Here is a 19,632-nt window from a genome sequence, read left to right as displayed (position 1 = left end):
ATGGCTGGTTACAGAAAACCGAAAAACGACGGGCCAAGCAGCGAGGATAAGGCACTGGACCTCTTCGCAGAAATGCTCATCGAGAAAATCGAGAGCATCCGGGGTGACTGGAGGAAACCGTGGTTCACCGAGAATACCTTACAATGGCCGCGCAACCTCTCCGGGCGCGAGTACAACGGGATGAACGCATTTCTACTGCTTCTGCACTGCGAGGATAAGGGATACAAAATTCCGCGTTTCTGCACCTTCGACTGCGTGCAGCGGCTCAACAAGCCCGACAAGGACGGACAGGAGCTGCCCCGTGTGTCGGTGCTGCGCGGAGAGAAGTCGTTCCCGGTCATGCTGACCACGTTTACCTGTATTCACAAGGAGACGAAGGAGAAAATCAAGTACGATGACTACAAGAAACTCTCCGACAAAGAGAAAGAAGAGTATAATGTCTATCCGAAGATGCAGGTATTCCGTGTGTTCAATGTAGCGCAGACCAACCTGAAGGAGGCCCGTCCGGAGATGTGGGAAAAGCTGGAGCAGGAGAACGGGCAACCTAAAATAGGGAACGGCGAGCAGTTCAGTTTCGCTCCCGTCGATACGATGATAAAGGATAACCTCTGGATTTGCCCCATAAAGCCGATGCACCAAGACCACGCCTACTACTCGATCTCGAAGAACGAAATCGTCGTGCCCGAGAAGGAACAGTTCAAGGACGGGGAGTCGTTCTACGGGACGCTTTTCCACGAGATGACGCATTCGACAGGTGCGGAAGGCGTGCTTGACCGGCTTAAACCGACGACTTTCGGTTCGGCGGAGTATGCCAGAGAGGAACTGGTGGCCGAGCTCGGCAGTGCACTGGTTGCGCAACGCTACGGCATGACGAAGCATATCAAGGAGGACAGTTGCGCCTACCTGAAAAGCTGGCTCGATACGTTGAAAGAGTCGCCGCAGTTCATTAAAACGACGCTTCTCGACGTGAAAAGGGCGACTTCGCTGATTACGCAGAAGGTAGATAAGATTGCACTGGACTTGAAACAGGATGTCTCCGAACAGGAGAAACAGGAGAATAAAGTATCTTCTCCGGAGAAGATGTTCTATGCCTCGGTAGCTTACCTCCAGTTCGCCGACGACACGAGACAGCTTGACGAACTCAAGGAGAAAGGCGACTACAAGGGCCTGCTGACGCTTGCCAAGGAGTATTACGACGGCAACGGTATGGACGAGCAACAGACATACGCCTCTCCCCTCCGGAACCGTGGCGATGACCTTCTTATCGAGGATAAGGATTTCGCCGTGGTATATAACGGGAGCGTCGGTGGAACCTACGAGGTCATGCTGAAGTACACGGAGCAGGAAGTACGCGACCACATCAGGCGTTACGGCACCGACAGAGCCAGCGACGATGTAAAAGCGGTGGCCAGGGATATGGTGGCGGAGCAGTTCGCCGCCGTGTCGGGGCAGAAAATCCCCGCGTTCGAGCTTCCGGGCGGTGAAGTCCTGTATATCGGGTACAACAGGAAAACCGACTCGTTAGATGTCGGGCCGGCCACCAACGCCGGCATCATTGCGCAGCATAGCTTCCCATACGACCACAACGCCACGCTGGACGACAACCTGCAAAAGGTGCATGAGCGGCTGGGCGGAATGGAGGAATACCGTGCCGAAGAGGCACAAGAGGAGGATTACAGCGGAGGTATGCGTCGCTGACAATCGTGAAAAAAGGAATGTGGGGCGAATTTCATGTAAAAGTCGCTCCACATTTTTTCCAACCCGCATTATCGGCCCTGCAAATACTCTTTCCACTTCTCACCGCCCACTTGTGTAGCGGGTAGTTCTCTGATGCTTGTCCGACTGTATCAGAAATGATAGTCGATAACACCACCAATGTAAAGTGTAGTATCCGGTTCAAGGTCGCAGACCTCCCGCAGGAACTCATAGGACTGCTCGGCATACGATTGTACGCCTTCCGCGTCCGTATAGAACCAATAGCCGGTGTCCAGCGGGTCTTTCAGGAATTTTTCGAGTTGGTAAACGGGGCCAATCCAATCCTGTACCTTGTCGGGGGTGATGGCTTCCGCTTTCTTACGGATTTCGGAGACAAAATCCTCTTTCCACTTATCCGCACCTCCTTTGTAAAGGATTGTATCTTCTGAGGTCAGCTCGAACATTCCTTTGGGCAGGATGTGGTTTACCAGATAGTCGATTTCCTCTTTCCGTACCTTGTCGTCCATCTCGGCGCAATAGTCGAAATGGCTGTTGTCCCCCTGCATGAGAGTGTCCTCGTTCAGGAAGTTTTCCTTTTCCACCCGTGTCTTGGTGATTTGAAAAATCGTACTGTGCATAACTTTGAAATTTAATTAGTTAAACTTTTTCTTTCCCTTTCATTGAGCCTTTTCGGCTTCTTGTCGGGATTGATTTTACATGCAGGATCAACAGCGGACAAAGTACGGATAAGACAAGTAAACAGCCGGGAGACTGGACGGAATACCCACCCCGGAGGACGAGAAGGAGCAGCGACATTCCGTCTGCCTCTGCCTGCTCAAAAACGGGGGACTGAAAGTCAATCTTTGATTTGGGAAGGCTGCCGTCAAGCTCCAAAGACCGTTAGCACAGTGGTACTTGGCGACCGGACGGGACGCTTTACCTTTGCATGGGAAAATCATACCGGCAAGGGTGGCCGATGAAGCAGAATTACAGCAAAACAAAGGAGCGGCGACAGGTGGTAATCGTTTTTTGGATGTGCAATTATACGGAAAACCAAGAGCTGTTTGATAAAACAAAGCATCGACAACCCCAAAACGAGATTACCGATGCTGTAAATGAGGCGTATATTGGGGAAATTTGAACAAAGAGAAAAGAAGGCGTTTGAACACTTTGAGAATCGCTGTCAACAACGCCTTCCACAACAGCCACCCCGTCTGTAATCCCGATGTTGCTTGCGGTGATGCTTATTATGATAGTTACAACAATTTTCGGCGTCTTTTCTACAACGTTCCCTGCATTCTTCATTTTTCAGGCAACCTTTACAACCGGAACAGTCCGATTCGCAAACACACTTCTTACAAGTGCATTCTTCACAACAACATTCTATGTTGCTTTTATTCTTGTCACCGGCATCGTTTGGGAGTGCTATAGCAGTACAAGTAACTGACAATGCAAATAGTCCTAATAACAAAGTCTTTTTCATTTAAATGTAATTTGAGAGTTTGCTACAAAGATACCGCTTTTTAGGTACAATTCTATCATACAGGCTGCATTTTAGCTTTTATTGTTATTTCTGTGTCCTTTCTTAATTGCATAGAGATGATTTTTTTGTAATTTTGCACCTTTCAAAAGAAAAAGATATATTGGTTGATATTTAATTGGCAAAAGAAAAAAGACATATAACATTCTTTCGTTTTTTCTTCCTACTGGTATTTGTAGTGCATTTAGGAAGTATTACTCTGTTTAATCATACCCATGTGATAAACGGGGTGATTATCGTTCATTCCCACATTAACGCAGGCGAGCATACTCATTCCAAGCAAAGTCTTGAAACAATATTCTTTTTATCGAACATACTTGCTTCCGGTGATTTCCAATCATCGTTCATACCCGTATTATGGCTTTTTCTTATCAGGGTGCTACTTGTTCCGGCATTATCCGATATTATAACCATATCACGTGGGGCATTTTCTTTACGCGCCCCTCCTGCCTTGTTTTGATGTTATTAATATGATTTCCCCATCGTCTCTGACAGGGAAAGAGTTTGTATGCCTTTTTCAAATCAAAACAACCGTATAATATAAAAATGAAAACATTATATATTGCATTATTGGGAGCAATGCTTGTATTGTTCCCGCAGTTATCCTATTCATACGAATATCCCATAAAAGATTCAGATGCGAACATAGTAGGCCATGTGATAGACAAACATACGAAAGAACACCTTCCCTATATCACGGTCATGTTGAAAGGGACCACCATAGGTGCTACAACGGATGCAACCGGACACTTCCATCTTGTCAATCTGCCAGAAGGAAATTTCACAATAGAAGTTTCCGCAATAGGCTATAAGGCCATAACACGTGAAGTGAACCTGAAGAAAGGAAAGACTTTGGAAATGAACTTCGAGATTGAAGAAGACTTGATTTCCCTGGAAGGAGTGGTCGTTTCGGCCAATAGAAGCGAGACCACGCGCCGCATGGCTCCAACCCTTGTAAATGTGATGAATATGAAAACTTTTGAATATACAAATTCTTGCAACCTGGCACAGGGGCTGAACTTCCAACCCGGTGTAAGGGTGGAAAACAACTGCCAGAATTGCGGTTTTCAGCAAGTGAGGATAAACGGCCTTGACGGTCCATATACTCAGATTCTTATTGATTCACGCCCTATTTTCACAGCACTTTCAGGAGTTTACGGTCTTGAGCAGCTTCCCGCCAATATGATTGACCGCGTGGAAGTGATGCGTGGAGGCGGGTCTGCCCTTTTTGGCTCGTCCGCCATTGCCGGAACCATAAACATCATAACCAAAGAGCCGACAAGAAATTCCGCTCAAATATCACATACGTTGACAGGTGTTGGCGATGGAAAGGCTTTTGACAACAATACGATGCTCAATGCGTCATTGGTTACTGATGACAATAAAAAGGGGATTGCCGTATTCGGGCAAAACAGGGAAAGAGCCGGGTACGACCACGATGGGGATGGGTTCACCGAACTTCCCGAACTTAAAAGCCAGACATTAGGTATGCGTTCGTACATCAAGACAAGCAACTATTCAAAACTGACCTTTGAATACCACCATCTTCAGGAACACAGAAGGGGCGGAGATTTGCTTGACCGCCCGGCACACGAGGCAAACATAGCGGAGCAGATAAAACACAGCATTAATACCGGAGGCGTCAAGTTCGACTATTTCAGTCCTAATGAAAAGCATCGTTTGAGTGCGTTTGCATCAGCGCAGCACATTGACCGGGAAAGTTATTATGGAGGAGGACAAGATCCTAACGCATACGGGGCCACGAAAGACCTGACATTTGTAGTCGGCTCGCAATATGTTTACCACGCAAACAAGTGCTTGTTCATGCCTGCCGATTTTACCGCCGGAATAGAATACAATCAGGATAACCTTGAAGACTCGCAATGGGGGTATGACAGATTCATATCACAGAAAGCAAAGATAGGAAGCGTCTTCGCACAAAACGAATGGAAAAACGACAAATGGGGAATTTTGATAGGCGGCCGTCTTGACTGGCACAGCATGCTCGAAAAGCCGGTATTCAGTCCCCGTGCGAACATCCGTTTCAACCCGAATAAAAACGTCAACCTGCGTGCGAGTTACTCGTTCGGGTTCCGCGCCCCGCAGGCCTTTGACGAAGACCTTCATATAGAGAATGTCGGTGGGACGGTATCCATGATCCGGCTGGCCGACAATCTTGAAGAGGAGAAATCACAAAGTCTGAGTGTTTCGGCGGATATGTACCACAGTTGGGGAGACTGGCAAGGGAATCTCCTTATAGAGGGCTTTTTTACCGATATAGACGATGTGTTCGCGCTAACCGAAATCGGCCAGGAAAACGGCGTTATCATATTGGAACGGGGCAATGAGAATGGAGCAAACGTATATGGCATGACGTTGGAAGGGAAACTGGCCTGGCGCAACAAATGGCAATTACAGGCTGGATTCACTCTCCAGAACGCCAAATATAAGGACGCCCGTTCATGGGATGACGGAGGAGTGGCAGAAGAGAAAAGGATGTTCCGCACCCCTGATACTTACGGATATTTTACCATGACCTATACGCCCATAAAGCCGTTGAATATCGCATTGTCCGGGACATATACAGGTTCCATGCTCGTGGAACATCATTCCGGCTATATAGAAACGAACCGGACGGAGAAAACCAAGAAATTCATGGATTTGGGCTTCAAGGCATCGTATGACTTCAACCTGTACAAGAGTACGACTCTTCAACTTAATGCGGGGCTTCAGAACATATTCAACGCTTATCAGAGCGACTTTGACAAGGGAGCTGATAGAGATTCAGGATATATATACGGCCCCGGAATGCCACGTTCGTTTTTTGTAGGGGTAAAACTGAGCTATTAATGTTTGCTATATAAACGAGTTTATTGGTCTGCAAATTATTGAATGACAATACATGCAAACCGACAAACTCGAAAACTAAAGAACTGAAACACTTATGAACTTGTTGAATACTTTTCTGTTTATTATTAACGGGATGTCACCGTATATCCTATTGGGCTTTTTTATTGCGGGTATAATGCACGCATTCATCCCGCAGCGCACACTTGCGTACCATTTATCAGGTACAGGCTGGAAATCTGTGATTAAGGCGGCCGCAATAGGTGTTCCCTTACCTTTATGCTCATGTGGTGTATTGCCTACAGCAATCGCCATGCGCCGGAATGGAACTTCAAGGGCTGCATCAATATCTTTCCTCGTTTCCACTCCGCAAACAGGGATGGACAGTATTGCAGCCACATGGTCATTGTTAGGACCGGCATTTGCCATTCTTCGCCCGTTCGCGGCATTGATAACCGCCGTATTCGCAGGTGTGGCAGTCGGCAAATCAGAAAAAGATACTCTTGAGGATGCCTGTACAAGCCAATGCGAAATTCCGGATGAACCCACAAAATTCAGTGTGAAATGTTTTAAAGCCTTGCGCTATGGATTTATAGATCTTGTCGGAAGCATCGGTGGGTGGCTTGTCATAGGATTGATTATAGCGACCTTGATTACGGTGTATGTCCCTGCCGACTTCTTTTCCATTTTTAGCAACCGTCCCCTTTTATCGATGATTGCTGTGCTGATTATCGCCATTCCGATGTATGTATGCGCTACAGGTTCTATTCCCATAGCATTGTCTTTGGTGCTTAAAGGGCTTTCACCCGGAACGGCTTTTGTATTGCTAATGGCCGGTCCTGCCGCCAATTTCGCCTCTTTTGCTTTGATAATTCGTGAAATGGGGCGTAAGACAGCCATTATCTACTTGCTTTCGATTGTTCTCGGTGCAATTGCTTTTGGATTAACCATAGATTATTTGCTACCGGCCCATTGGTTTGATGTTAGTAGCAAGCATGCCATGACCGGACACGAACATGGGTTCAGCGTATTTCCGTCCATGTGTTCTGCCATTCTTCTTGTGCTGCTCATAATCACTTTTATCAAAAGATATAAACGACATAATATAAATCATTCAACTATGACGAAGGAATATACAATTAAAGGAATGAGCTGTCCCCATTGTCAGGCAACCGTAATAAAATGTATCAGTGAAATTAAAGGTGTAAAACAAGTAGATGTTAATCTCTCTACCGGGAAAGCGGTAGTTGAAGGAGAACACGACACTGCTGATATTGTCGCTGCTGTCAGAAATGCCGGATTCGATGTGTTTCAGTGAATAAAATTGTACCTGTTTACATTGTAAGTAATTGATAATGATATTCAAGCACTTTTGTGTTATTCTTAAAATTCGAGCGGTATTACCTTCTTTTCGAGGGCTGCCCGATAACAATAATATTTTCTTTTGTAATTAATCACGATTCGTGTTTATTAATGGCCGTCTAATCTATTTTGGACATTTGAATATGGCTTTAATACGAGTTAAACCGGCAGTCCCTAAAATGAGCAGTGCCGCATATTGAAATGTTTTGGCAAGTCCGAAAAACACCGCCCATAATACACCTTTCGTTGTTGCCGATATGGGAAGCAATATTGGGGCAAACGAAACGATATAACAGATTGCACAAAGTGCTGCCACTACTATGCCTGTACGGAACGACAGCCTGTCAAGCCATTGTTTGAATCGAGTGAAAGCCAGTGACATAACAATTGAATAACGTTTTTTAAACGATTTATCGTTTGTCTCCTTCTATTTGTTCCATTGCCTTCATAGGACATTTTCTCACGCATTTGCCACACTCGATGCAAAGGGCATAATCTATTACCGGGTATCCTTCGGAATCCTGTGAAATTGCTCCGACCGGACACGCTTTAATCAGCGGACAAATATGGTCGTGAGGGCATGTTTTCTTGTTTACTTGTATCATAGCCGTTTATTTTTTTGCAAAATTAGTCCAATAATTCTGTTCCACAAAATAGATTTTATCTAATTTTGCATCGAAATTATCGAACGTAATCCGATCTTATATGACACTTCAGCAAATGGAATATATCGTGGCGGTTGACAAATACCGCCATTTTGCAAAAGCCGCGGAATCATGCGGCATCTCACAGTCAACCTTATCATCGCTTGTTCAAAAATTGGAGATTGAGCTTGATGTAACCATATTTGACCGTAACAGCCATCCGGTGAAGCCGACCGCTGTCGGCGAAGAAATTATCAGCCGTGCAAAGCTGCTGTTGTTCAATGCAGCACAGGTTAAAGAGCTGGTGGCTACACGAAAAGGAGAATCTGTCGGGAAAGTGTCGCTCGGCATTACATCTACGGTCGCTCCGTATTTATTACCGAAAATGCTCAAATACCTGTCCATCAATCATCCGGACATAGAATTGCATGTCGAGGAAGCACGGGTATCAACCCTTGTTTCACAACTTGAACGTGGAGAACTTGATATCGCACTTTTGGCGACACCGCTTAATAACGACGACCTGTTGGAAATACCGGTCTATCAAGAACGTCTTATGGCATACGTCTCTCCGGACGAACCTATTTATAATGACCCTGATTTGCAGACAGGCCGGCTTCCTGTGGAAAGCGTGTGGGTACTTCGTGAGGGCTATTGCCCCAATCGCGGTGTTTTTCCCTTTTGCAATTATAGGGCAGAGCACCAAGCCGTTTATGAAGCTGGCAGCGTGGAGACACTGATAAAGATTGTTGACGAGAACGGAGGATATGCCATCATTCCGGAACTTCATGTACCGCTTCTTAGGAAATGCCAGCAAGCCAATGTCCGTGTTCTTACCAATCCCGAACCGAGCCGTGAGATTGCCTTTGTGGTGCATCGTAATTTCGTGCGTGAACGGCTGCTTAATATCCTTGCCGATGCTATCAGGACAGTTATTCCTCCTGCCATGATCAATAAGAGGCTTAAAAAATTCTCAATCATACTTTGATTGACAAAATCGATTAAGGCATCTGTTTTATCGTTTGTGCCGATGTGGGTAATTGCGTAACTTTGTGCCTTGAAACAATGAGTTAGAAAACACATGGCACATAAACAATTTTTTCGTTCTCTTCCTCAAAAGGGATTTTCGCTATATTGGATACTATTGGTGTATCTTGTTGTCGGTTACTTTTATCCGGTAATCGGTTTCCTTGCTGTTATCTGTATGATAGCACCTGTCGCGTTTGCCGTGCGCAAAGGACGGTGGTGGTGCGGCAATGCCTGCCCACGTGGTAACTTCTATGACCGTGTACTGACGAAATACTCACCGCACAAACCTATTCCGGCATTTGTACGCACCAAAGGATTCCGTATCTTCATGGTGATGTTCATCTTCACCATGTTCGGCATACAGATGTACCGGGCCTGGGGAGACTGGAACGACATGGGACGTGTATTCTGGACAATCATACTGATTACCACTATTGTAGGCGTGACTCTTTCTTTTATTTACGCTCCGCGCACATGGTGCTCGTTTTGTCCGATGGGAACGCTGTCAGCGTGGGCGTCGCCTCGTAGCGGCAGGCTTCCCGACAGCTACCGTCGAATAATCGTGGGAGAAAAGTGTACTACCAAATGTAAACTCTGTTCCGCAGTATGTCCCATGCAATTAAAGCCATACGAGAGCAGGAACGACGGAAACGGATTCCTCCATCCTGATTGTATCAAGTGCGGACGTTGCATCAAAGGATGCCCTCTGAAAGTTCCTGAAATGAAGCCATAACTTATAAATATAGCGTGAACACTATATGTCGATAACATTAATAAAGAAATAGATTATGATGAAAATTGCAATTCCGACCAGAGAAAACATGGTTGACAACCATTTCGGTCACTGCGAGTATTACACGGTCTTGACAATAGGGCAAGACAATCAAATTGTGAGTAACGAGATTATTCCTTCTCCCCAAGGATGCGGATGCAAGTCCAACATAGCAGGAGAGTTGGAGAAGATGGGGGTCAACGTGATGCTGGCTGGGAATATGGGACAAGGAGCCTTGAATGTCCTTACTTCCCACAACATAAAAGTAGTAAGAGGCTGCTCCGGGAATATCCAGCATGTTGTAACCGATTATCTGAATGGGAAAATCACCGATTCCGGTATAGGTTGTTCATCCCATGAGCATCATCATGAATGTCATGGACATAATAACAGGGAATAATGTTAAAAAGTAAGATGCCGGTCAATATTGTCATTGACCTTGCCATGTTGGTTGCGATGGCGTTGGTTAGCATAAGCGGTTTCATTTTGGAAGTTGTCATTCCTTCCCGCCATGCCGTCAGAATGCACGGGACCGATTCATGGTGTTCGCATTTGTGTGGATTGGGAAGGCATGGATGGGGTGATGTTCACCTATGGGCAGGAGTGGCATTGATAGTTCTGCTTGCCGTACACATCCTGTTGCATCTAAAAATAGTATCGGCTTTCTTTAAGAGGAAATGTCCGAACCGGACATTACGAATGGTGCTTTATGTGTTTTTATTGATGCTGTTGTTGATAACGATAGTGCCCTGGTTCTATATGTTCTATTAAAACAGAGAAGCCAGCCTATCATCAATAAGTTGGCTTCTCTGTTCATAAAGCAGGAGTTGATTATACTTGTTTCCGTTGTTTACGGTGTTCTATAAGTTCGGGGAAATGGCGTTTGATGAATTGTCCCAGCGAACAATCGTTCAGCCCGAAACGGCGGGCAATAGATTTCAAGGATTCCGAGGTCGTTTCATACAAGTTCAAGGCCTCCTTGTATTTCTCCATGCTATGAGGTGCCATTACTCTGCCGTTTTCCGTCTTTTTCATGCCTAACCTGGCGTGCAGCTCCGGCTCATGTTCCTTGAGGTATTGACGGAAGCACTCGGGATGCAGGCCGAACTCGGCGGCTACTTCTGCCGTAGTCTTTCCACCAGTTTTCAGTCGGGCTATGGCATCAGCGTATTTGGCAGCAGTGGCAGGGTTATATTTCCGAACAGACGACCAGTCCACGGGCTTGCCTTCCTCGTATGGGATACCTTTCCGCGTACAAATCAAGTCCTTGTGCCAAGTTTGCAGGTAGTCGTAGAAACCTCTTACCGATACGCCGGTCTGTTTGGCTATTTTTCGGGCGGACATGGGTGTGGTACGGTATAATTGCAATGCTTCCGCGTATTTCGTGATTGTTTCAGGGGTAGGGGCATGAAGTGTCCCTCGTCCCGTTATCTTGCCTTTGCGTTGCTGTCTTACAGCCCGTTCTCTTATCTTGATGCGATTTTCGACCAACTCCTTGTGGTAGAATATCAAATGTTGTTCCAATCCCGAGTAGGAGACGTTGCAACGCTCTGCGGCCTCTTGAACCGTGATATAACGGTCAGCACGTAATAGTTTCACTGCCTCGGTATACTGTTCCATACACACCTGCCGCGTACCGCGCGGCAGGTTGTCATTTAAGCCTAAACGTTTGCGCACCTTCTCGCGCCACTCGATGATTCCGGGATAATGCGTGCGTAGCTGCCTGCCAAGGTTTGTACCGTTCAGCCCGAACCGGCGGGCGATTTGCGACACATTGCATTCGATATAGTCCAGACTTCCACATGCTTCAATGGCGTCTTTGTATTTGGCCCGGGTAGCGGGAAGCTGCCCACGAAGCTGGCTCAACTTGATGTGACAGGCTTCCTCCTTGTCACAAGTAATGTCGTAACGTGCCAATAGCAGGTGGCGGTGATACAGAGAAAGGTAGCGTTGAAATCCCGAAACCGTCACTTTGCTGATACGGCAGATTTCCGCACAGGACAATCGTGTCGAACGATACAGTTCGATTGCCTGACGGTATTTCTCTTCCGTCTCCGGACGGATGCCACGGGAACGGTTGCATAGGGGTTCTTTGTTTTCGGGAAGGTTCACAACTTCTTGGCTTTGTGTATTAGGCTACTAAACAAGCAAGCCAACTTTCCTTTTTACAGAAGATAGTTGGCTTGCTTAGTGGTTGTAGATACTATTTGGTTAAGGATGAATCTTAGGGTTTTTGACGGACGGCACGAACTTTATGCAAATCCATTCTTGGTATACTTTGCGATGAACTATTCCAAGAATAAGCATTTGCATTGTTATTGTCATTGTTGGCCGTTGATGACCAGTATTGGCCACTCAAGCCAGCACCATCTGAGAACTGATTAATTGCCGGAAGATACCATTTAATATCTGTTTGTTCAGGTATGATAGCATAAGTTATTTGGTTTCCTGAACCTCCTTTATGTATATCAAAAGCATTCAACTTAACCGCATACAGAGCGGCAAAGTTCTTGGTATCTTCATTCGAACCGCTTTCACTTACAATTGCATAGCCACTATTAATCAAATTTTGTTCTCCTTCGAAGGATGCTCCTCCAACATTAGAATACAGATTCCATGTGTTAGCCTGACCATCAGTTGCAGACATCGCAGATGTCACATTGGCTATGTTACTATAATCAACGACAACTGTCATGACATCACCACTTCTGGCAATGTTTACATAATCTACCAATGTAGGCCGTAATAGAGACCCCAGCCACTCAAGAAAATCAGTTGGTTGAACTTTAAATGCTTGTTTGGTTAGCCACTCTTCAATATTTTTCTCCAGCCAATTACCAGTCAAGGTCTTTTGTAAAGTAACTTTTCTATCCCATTTAAATCCATAAGGAAGTGTCAAGTTCTCTTCGATAACTTCCCAACCAAGGTTTCCTTGCCAATTCGGGCATTTCTGAACGACATCAATTGTTGCGGTTTCTCTTCCGTCTTTACTAAGGGTGAGCGTTACTGTGCGGTCGGCAGTCGAGCTGTTTTCTGACACGAACAAATATAGTTCCACCTCACCATTACCTAATTTATCCAAAGTCTGTTGGCGTTCAACAGCCACTCCTTCTGAAGAACAGTAGTCAGAATAATTACCTGTTGTGGCATTCAGCCAATAACCATCTTTCTCGTATGAAGTCAAAGCGGACTTGATAGTTACCCAATTTTGATTAGACGTTATTGTCCAATTTCCTTCCACGTCTTTGGCGTTTATTTTTATGGGGATAATGTCATAGTGAGCATCCACTTCTGACGGGATATCCGAGAACTCCAGTTCATATTCCGGCGTAATGGACAGCTTGTAAGTTACGGTGGTTCCCATCGTCCATTCCGTATTTCCGATGGAAGCTGTAAGGGTACGTTCTTGATTATTGGCATTGACAAATACAACTTCTACCGTTGCCCCTGCAGGCAATGTCTGCGGCAGCATCATGAAGGTACCTTCCGGGCTGGTGATCGCGTCTCCGTTAGCTTCAGTTCCGGTAGTCTCTTTGTTCAAGGTCTGCGAGAAATCCACAGTCGCATTACCAATAGACCATGTACCGCCAGCCATATCGTAAGTTCCGGCATTCTTGACACCTTTCAAAGCCACGCTCTTGATAGAGCCGGGCTGCATCTGGCTGCCCACGGCAAAACGGACGGCGGTGCAGATGTGTTTGAAGGTGAGAGGCACAGCCGCATTGTTGTCACCTTGTATTTCATTGGTGGTAGCCACCACGATGTCTTTCTGGTCGGTAGCGGCTTCAGGAACGGTATATGCAAGAGACTTGTCTTGGGGAGAGGACGGAGTGGTCAAGCCACCGGCATCCGTCGGTGCCCAGGCATAGAATTGGAACGAATGGTCTGCACCCGGCCAATAGTATATTTGTTCCGTACTCCATTTAGCACCTGTTCCAACGGAAGCAGCCGAGTTGGAAGCATTCGTGTTCATGTAGAACTGGTCAACGGATGCCCCATTCTTACTCCAGTATGCCAGCACATGGAACTTGTCATAGAAATTGTCTTTGTCAACAGGCGTTGCGCGTGTCAAGGCCTGTTCGCCCTCGAAGCCGGACACGTTGATGCCGTCCGAAACGATGGCACGGACACAAAGCGTGTCTGCCGAGTCGTCCGACCGCAACACGAAACGGTCTGCGGTATATCCTTCGTCATCACTACCGGCATATCCCCTTGTCTGCACGTTCTTATCGGACGATATGCCAAAACAAATGTTGTCACAGGCTTTCTCCGGATTCCCGCTTTCGAGAAAGTCCTCGTTATTGCACGAGAAAAGTAGCGTGCACAGCAACATCGTCGCCATGCCGCCCGCCATCCAACTCGGATTTTTCTTATGTACCTTCATTTCTTCTGTTTTATATTTGTTTGCCTGAAGCAATACGCCCCGGCTGTTAGTGAGTGTAAGGGGACATTCAACCCCTTACACCCTGTAGGTAGATCGTCTATTCCATGGATGATAATTCCGGAATACACGATGCTAAACCGGTCTTATGAAAGATGTTGGATTAGTTGCCGCTCTGGGTTGTGGGAACGTCCAATTCTTGGTCAATGTCAGTTTCGTTCCAATCTTCAACATTGGTAACATCAAACTCGATAGGATTAAGCGGTTTGTCTGTTATATTTTCATGAGTCAAGGAAGCCTTGAAATCATAGCAGTAACCGAGCTTGAACTCAACATTCTCGATTTTTACTTCGTGGTTGTAAGAACCCAACAATACGTCACCCTGATACAATTCTGCCGTGAAAGTTACAGTATATGTAGCGGTAGCATCCATCGGGATCATCAGCTTTTCGTTGTAGCTTTCAAGAGTTGCAGTGTTAGCAATGACGGCAGCTTCATCAGCGGTAGCATCGTCGGCTACTACATTACCGAAGTCCAATCCAAGAGTGTTATTTGCCTGAGCACTCCAAGTGTTACCGTTAGCGGCTACTGTCAAAGTACCGTTCGTGTAAGCATCCATGATTTTTATATTGCTTACTTTTACATTGTAACCCTCACCCACTGCATTCTCGAACGAGAATTTCACTTTTGAAAGCTGGTGTCTGAATGTCATGGAAACAGGAGTTTTGTATGTCTCTGTTACTTCTGTTCCGGCAATTTGCGCGGGCTCTGCGTGAAGCAAGTCAACCTGATCTGCATCAGTGTTGGTGAAAGCAACCGTCATTTCTACCTTTTTGGCATTTTCAGGCAATGCTACATCGGAAACATTTGTCGCTACACTGTGAGGAGCAATGGCACCGAAAGTGTAAGTGTTGCCAGGAACCCAGTACTGCAATACATCGTATGACCATCCGGTAGAAGCAGAACCTCCTTTATACACCTTGTCACCCTTGAAGATCTGACCTGCCTGTGTGAAACCGTACACGGCGAAGTCTTCCAAAGTTTCTGTTGTGAAACTCGGGTCCACGATACTGCGTGTTCCGTTGTTCACGAACGCGTTGCTGAAACCGATGGCCTTCTGCTGGGCCATTTCCACTGTCTCGTCGTTGCTGCAGCTTGCCAACATGGCTGTTGCTGCCAAACCAATCATAAATAACTTCTTCATTTTGATTAAAATTAAATTGTGAATAAAAAATGTTTTGATAACTCTCTATGCAAATCAAAGAGGGAGTTCTATGTCCTCGTAATCTCCCCAGTCTTCCACGTCCACGTCGAAGCCGGAGCCGCCTTCCGTACCCTCTTCATCGGATATCTCGATGCCCTTCACCACGATGACACCTCCCTGCGGCTGTGCCGCCACCTGGTCGGTCACGTCAAAGTCGAACGACTTGATTTTTCCGTTCTTCAAGCGTACTTCCAGATTCAGCCCGTACTTACGTTCGGCCCTTGTTCCGTAGTGTTCGTTAGGGAAATCAGGTATTCCGAAAGAACGCACCAAAGCCTGTGTGCCGAAATCTTCCACCGTACAATCGTACAGCACGGTAGCGGCTTCATCAGACGTGTGCCCGCTGTTCAGCCATACCGCCTGCGCCATACCGGCCAAGGCTCCGCGTGCCAGAGACACGTATTCCACCCCGTGGCTGAACTCGTAACGTACCAGATAGGTGAACACCAGCGGGTGCATGGTGACAGGTATCACGTCGGTCTCGGTCGAGCGTTCCGCCACGTATGACTCCATGTAACTGCCGTAAAGCATATCGGGCTGGTTCACCGTGTTCTCGTCTTTCGTGTCCATATAAGAATTACCGAGATAAGAGGAACGGGTACGGGTTCGCGTGGTGGCCTTTGCCGAAGCGAACGACTGCATCTCGTCGAACACGATGTATTCCGTGTCGTTGTTGTAGAACAGCAGGGAGTGTTCACCCGGACGCATATAAACGACATCCCCTTCGGGAGCTATGTTGATGATCTCGTCCGAACCGTCCGCGTTGTACACCTGCACGCGCAATCCATCCGGTATTCCGGGTCGCAACGCGTCGTATTCTATACCGAAGGATTCCTGCCAAGTCGGGAAGTTTTTCCAATCCGTACCATTCTCATAGGTGTATTGCCATTCTTTTTCATATTCCGCTTCTATGCGCACCTCCGATTTCGGGGCATGCGGGTCGTGATCAAAACATAAGTCCTTGTGCTCGCATGACGAAAGCAGCATGAGCATTCCCGCAAGCAGGGGAACGTATTCCATTACAGTGTATATCCTTTTCATTTCACGCCTCCTTTCTTGTTGTTGCTGTTGCCTCTTCCGAGAAGCCATACCAGAGAGATTTCCGCCTTCGTGGGACCGAACCAATGGCGGTTTTTAGTGGCCTGCCATACATAGTGGCCGTCCAAGGGTATGTACGTGTAGTATTTTCCTCCCCAGTAGCCCACGCCAAGCGTGAAGTCGATGTTCAGGCGGTTTGCAACGGGCAGCGAGTAACCGTATTCCACGCCTGCCGCGTAATTCGTCTTGTCCCAAAGCGTTCCGCCGGGTTCACCGCCCATGTAACCTTTGCCTCCCCACTCGAAGTCATAAGTGAACGCCTGCCCGTATATGCCTATATGATGTCCGGTGAGCGGCTTTTCATGGGCCTTCTTCCCGAGCCAGTAGCGCACGGCAAGGTCACCTCCATAGATGCGCCAGTAACGGTGGCTGCTGTTCTTCTTCCACCAGCCGTACATCCAGTTGCCACTGATTGACCAGTTCTTGCCCAAGTAAAATTCCACCCCGATATTGGGAACGGCCAGCACGTCGTAGAGCATGTTGGTCTTGAGGGCCATGTAGAAAGGTTTGGAGGTTTCGGGGGAAACCGCCACGACCGTGTCCGCTTTCTCCACAACGGCTGCCGTGTCGGCAGGAGCCGGCACGACCGGCTCTTCCTTGATAACCGTTTTTTCCTCGATTACCGGTTTTTGACGGACTGTCACGAGAATGACACTGGCATTGCGGATTTGGTCAAAGAAATGCTTGTGCATGTAATGCCAGGTACGGCCATATTGCAGCTCCATCAAATGTTTCTTGCGGCTGTCAACCAATACACCTTTATTATTATAGGTAAATTCGGGCACGTTGCGCAACACGTCCACCGCCTCTTCCTTGTGGGGCATGTCGGAGACCTCGACCAACTCCGCGAGGCGTTCCCACGCGATAAATCCCTCGGGACGTGAAATGATGCCGTCCGGAAGCGATACGCGTTCACGTACATAACGCTCCAGCGAATTGCGGCGTTTTTCCGCCAATTCCCTGTTTATGGCAAAGCCGCCCTCGGGTGAGGCGGAACCGCAGAAAGACACCTCGACCAATTCGAGCGTGCTGTCTTTTTTCACACTTTCCAGAAACGACACCACTTCGGACAGGCGCGCGGCGTTGTTGCCGTAAGCCGTGTCCAGTGTCGAGTTGCCGACCGGGAATCCGATACAGACCTCCTTCCGGCTCTCTTGCCCGAACGCCTGGATGCATCCGAGCAACATGAACGCTGATACTATTAAACCTCTCATGTGCATATTCTTATTTTACTACTTCTCTTCTTCGTAAGAGAATGAATTTACAGCCCAACAATTTTTACTCCTTGCAGAAGTACCTCATCTTACCACGTTTCATCCGTTTTTAGGGGAACTACTGACCCGAACTACTCACTGGTATCTTTGAATACATTTATATTCTTATTCCGTTTTCACTTTGGAACGTGAGTATGTCCCATAAACGTCCGCAAACCGATATCTCTCTTTTCAAGAGAAATATGAATTTATTTTGTGTCTAATTATCAGACTTTTTAGGCTGTTTGTACAGTGTAAAAAGTCTGATTTTGCTCAATCAATTTCCATTTTGTTTGGATATTCCCGGAAAAAATGCCCTGTAAGTTGTTATTTTATTTGTTTTTGTTTGGTTGTTTCTTGCATTTTGGGTAATTTTGCAATGTGAAATATTTCTCTTGAAAAGAGAATTAGAGATTTGCACAACAGATATCCGCGTATTCTACTTATCCGATTATATCAAACTGAAGATATTTCTATTTTAATAGTAAGAACTATAAAGCCTTAAGTATCTGCTTGTTTGCTTTATCAACAGCAGATGTATCCAGAGAAGCGAGATAAATGCGGGTGGTCTTTTCGGAATCATGTCCCATCGCTTCGCTGATGATTGCAAGCGGAATGTTCTTGCTCCGGGCTATGGAAGCCCAACCATGTCTTGCAACATATGTTGTCAATGGGATTGCCAGTCCCAGCTGTTCACCCAATCTTCTTAGTTTGTCATTGACCAAGTGCGCCATGCTCTTGTACTGCCTTCGTGCGTCCACATCCATATTCTTGATAATGGGCAACATATAGGGAGTGTCTGCGATGTCGTATTTGTCGATGATTTCCTGCATGGGCTTCTCCCATTTGATGGAGAGCTGCTGCCCGGTTTTCTGCCTGCGATAAGAGAGTATGCCGTTCTGAAGATCTTTTTTCTTGAGAAATGCCATGTCGATAAATGACATTCCACGTGTGTAGAACGAGAACATGAAGACATCCCTTGCAAAATCGGTTGCCGGAGAGAGAGTCAAATCCAAATCCCGGATCTGACGGATGATATTCAACGGAACAGCCCGTTTGACCGTCTTGTCAATACCCGTATAAACATGCTTGAACGGAGAGTGTTGCACGGTCAGTTCCTTTTCGACAGCCCGGTTGTAGATGGCCCGCAAGCCACGCATATAATAGGATGTGGTATTAGGACATACTCCGGTCGCTTTCAGGAAGTTTTCATAGCGCACCATCAAATCCGAATCCACTTCATCGAGAAGTACATCATTCTCGCCACAAAAACGCTCGAAACTCCTGATGACAGTCGTGTACCGTTCAGCGGTACGGGGTTTCCCAATCTGTTCCATCTGCCGGATAACCTCACGGGCAAAAGAAATGAAGCCCTCACCCTCCGAAGGCGTGAGGTAGTATTTCAGTACATCACCGGCGGTATAGTCCTCACCTGCGCGTTCCAGGCGTGCGATAATGTTCTTGAACCGTTTGGTGTTCCCGTACAAAATTTCTTTCAGTGATGCGAGATAATTGCTGCGGCTATCTCCAATCCCGGGCGGAAAAACGATTTCCGCATGAACGGCATCCCATTCACAGGGATATACCTTATAACCGGTATTGACTTGCCGGGCTACGCGCCCGTGAACCACTTGATAGAACAATGTGCCTTCTTTCGTCGGAATAGAAGATGCACGAAATTTCACTTTCATTGTTGCCATTGCTGTTTTTTTAAATTGATTATCTGTTATTTAATAAGAAAACCTCC

The 19,632-nt window shown here is 46.7% G+C and carries 14 protein-coding genes and 1 pseudogene; 7 read left to right on the top strand and 8 right to left on the bottom strand.

Going from position 1 to position 19,632, the window contains the following annotated elements; all coding sequences use genetic code 11:
• Positions 1-1,698 (top strand): zincin-like metallopeptidase domain-containing protein, encoded by a 1,698-nt coding sequence (locus tag B5F38_RS11040; protein WP_074704863.1) that lies wholly within the window; start codon positions 1-3, stop codon positions 1,696-1,698.
• 149 nt (positions 1,699-1,847) lie between these two features.
• Here the strand turns inward: B5F38_RS11040 and B5F38_RS11035 are convergent, their stop codons facing one another.
• Positions 1,848-2,333 (bottom strand): hypothetical protein, encoded by a 486-nt coding sequence (locus B5F38_RS11035; RefSeq protein WP_074704860.1) that lies wholly within the window; start codon positions 2,331-2,333, stop codon positions 1,848-1,850.
• Between the two features lie 1,481 nt (positions 2,334-3,814).
• On the opposite strand from B5F38_RS11035, the gene B5F38_RS11025 reads away from it, so the two are divergent.
• Positions 3,815-6,085 (top strand): TonB-dependent receptor, encoded by a 2,271-nt coding sequence (locus tag B5F38_RS11025; protein ID WP_241147858.1) that lies wholly within the window; start codon positions 3,815-3,817, stop codon positions 6,083-6,085.
• 94 nt (positions 6,086-6,179) lie between these two features.
• A complete protein-coding gene (locus tag B5F38_RS11020; protein WP_074704852.1) occupies positions 6,180-7,400 on the top strand; it encodes a permease in 1,221 nt (406 codons plus the stop codon).
• Between the two features lie 454 nt (positions 7,401-7,854).
• Here the strand turns inward: B5F38_RS11020 and B5F38_RS11010 are convergent, their stop codons facing one another.
• Positions 7,855-8,049 carry a 4Fe-4S binding protein gene (locus B5F38_RS11010; protein ID WP_074704847.1) on the bottom strand — a complete coding sequence of 65 codons (195 nt, stop codon included), beginning with the start codon at positions 8,047-8,049 and terminating at the stop codon, positions 7,855-7,857.
• 100 nt (positions 8,050-8,149) lie between these two features.
• Between B5F38_RS11010 and B5F38_RS11005 the strand changes: the two genes are divergently transcribed.
• From B5F38_RS11005 to B5F38_RS10990, 4 genes and pseudogenes are all read left to right on the top strand, one after another.
• Positions 8,150-9,076 (top strand): hydrogen peroxide-inducible genes activator, encoded by a 927-nt coding sequence (locus B5F38_RS11005; RefSeq protein WP_074704844.1) that lies wholly within the window; start codon positions 8,150-8,152, stop codon positions 9,074-9,076.
• A 93-nt stretch (positions 9,077-9,169) separates the two neighbouring features.
• Complete coding sequence (locus B5F38_RS11000) at positions 9,170-9,850, top strand: 4Fe-4S binding protein (protein WP_074704842.1); 681 nt, start codon at positions 9,170-9,172, stop codon at positions 9,848-9,850.
• A gap of 52 nt (positions 9,851-9,902) precedes the next feature.
• Positions 9,903-10,289: pseudogene (locus tag B5F38_RS10995) on the top strand (NifB/NifX family molybdenum-iron cluster-binding protein); the annotation flags it as partial.
• Positions 10,289-10,660 carry a DUF4405 domain-containing protein gene (locus tag B5F38_RS10990; RefSeq protein ID WP_074704839.1) on the top strand — a complete coding sequence of 124 codons (372 nt, stop codon included), beginning with the start codon at positions 10,289-10,291 and terminating at the stop codon, positions 10,658-10,660. The pseudogene B5F38_RS10995 and the gene B5F38_RS10990, both read left to right, overlap by 1 nt.
• Before the next feature lie 60 nt (positions 10,661-10,720).
• Here the strand turns inward: B5F38_RS10990 and B5F38_RS10985 are convergent, their stop codons facing one another.
• The 6 genes from B5F38_RS10985 to B5F38_RS10960 all read right to left on the bottom strand — a co-directional run bounded on the left by B5F38_RS10985 (position 10,721) and on the right by B5F38_RS10960 (position 19,585).
• A complete protein-coding gene (locus B5F38_RS10985; protein WP_241147854.1) occupies positions 10,721-11,893 on the bottom strand; it encodes a hypothetical protein in 1,173 nt (390 codons plus the stop codon).
• Positions 11,894-12,113: 220 nt separating this feature from the next.
• Positions 12,114-14,273, bottom strand: a complete 2,160-nt coding sequence (locus tag B5F38_RS10980; RefSeq protein ID WP_087409335.1) for a fimbrillin family protein — start codon at positions 14,271-14,273, stop codon at positions 12,114-12,116.
• Positions 14,274-14,433: 160 nt separating this feature from the next.
• Positions 14,434-15,474, bottom strand: a complete 1,041-nt coding sequence (locus B5F38_RS10975; RefSeq protein WP_087409334.1) for a fimbrillin family protein — start codon at positions 15,472-15,474, stop codon at positions 14,434-14,436.
• A gap of 54 nt (positions 15,475-15,528) precedes the next feature.
• The gene (locus B5F38_RS10970; protein ID WP_074704834.1) at positions 15,529-16,575 is read right to left on the bottom strand and encodes a DUF5119 domain-containing protein; all 1,047 of its coding nucleotides are present in this window, start codon (positions 16,573-16,575) and stop codon (positions 15,529-15,531) included.
• Complete coding sequence (locus B5F38_RS10965) at positions 16,572-17,846, bottom strand: DUF3575 domain-containing protein (RefSeq protein ID WP_081354129.1); 1,275 nt, start codon at positions 17,844-17,846, stop codon at positions 16,572-16,574. Before B5F38_RS10965 ends, B5F38_RS10970 begins: the two co-directional genes overlap by 4 nt.
• Before the next feature lie 530 nt (positions 17,847-18,376).
• Positions 18,377-19,585, bottom strand: a complete 1,209-nt coding sequence (locus tag B5F38_RS10960; RefSeq protein WP_074704829.1) for a site-specific integrase — start codon at positions 19,583-19,585, stop codon at positions 18,377-18,379.
• Positions 19,586-19,632 lie beyond the last annotated feature (47 nt).

Source organism: Barnesiella sp. An22 (assembly GCF_002159975.1).
GTDB classification, from domain to species: Bacteria; Bacteroidota; Bacteroidia; order Bacteroidales; family Barnesiellaceae; genus Barnesiella; species Barnesiella merdigallinarum.
Note: the sequence above shows the minus strand (reverse complement) of the source record. Positions and strands in the feature narration are given on the sequence as shown.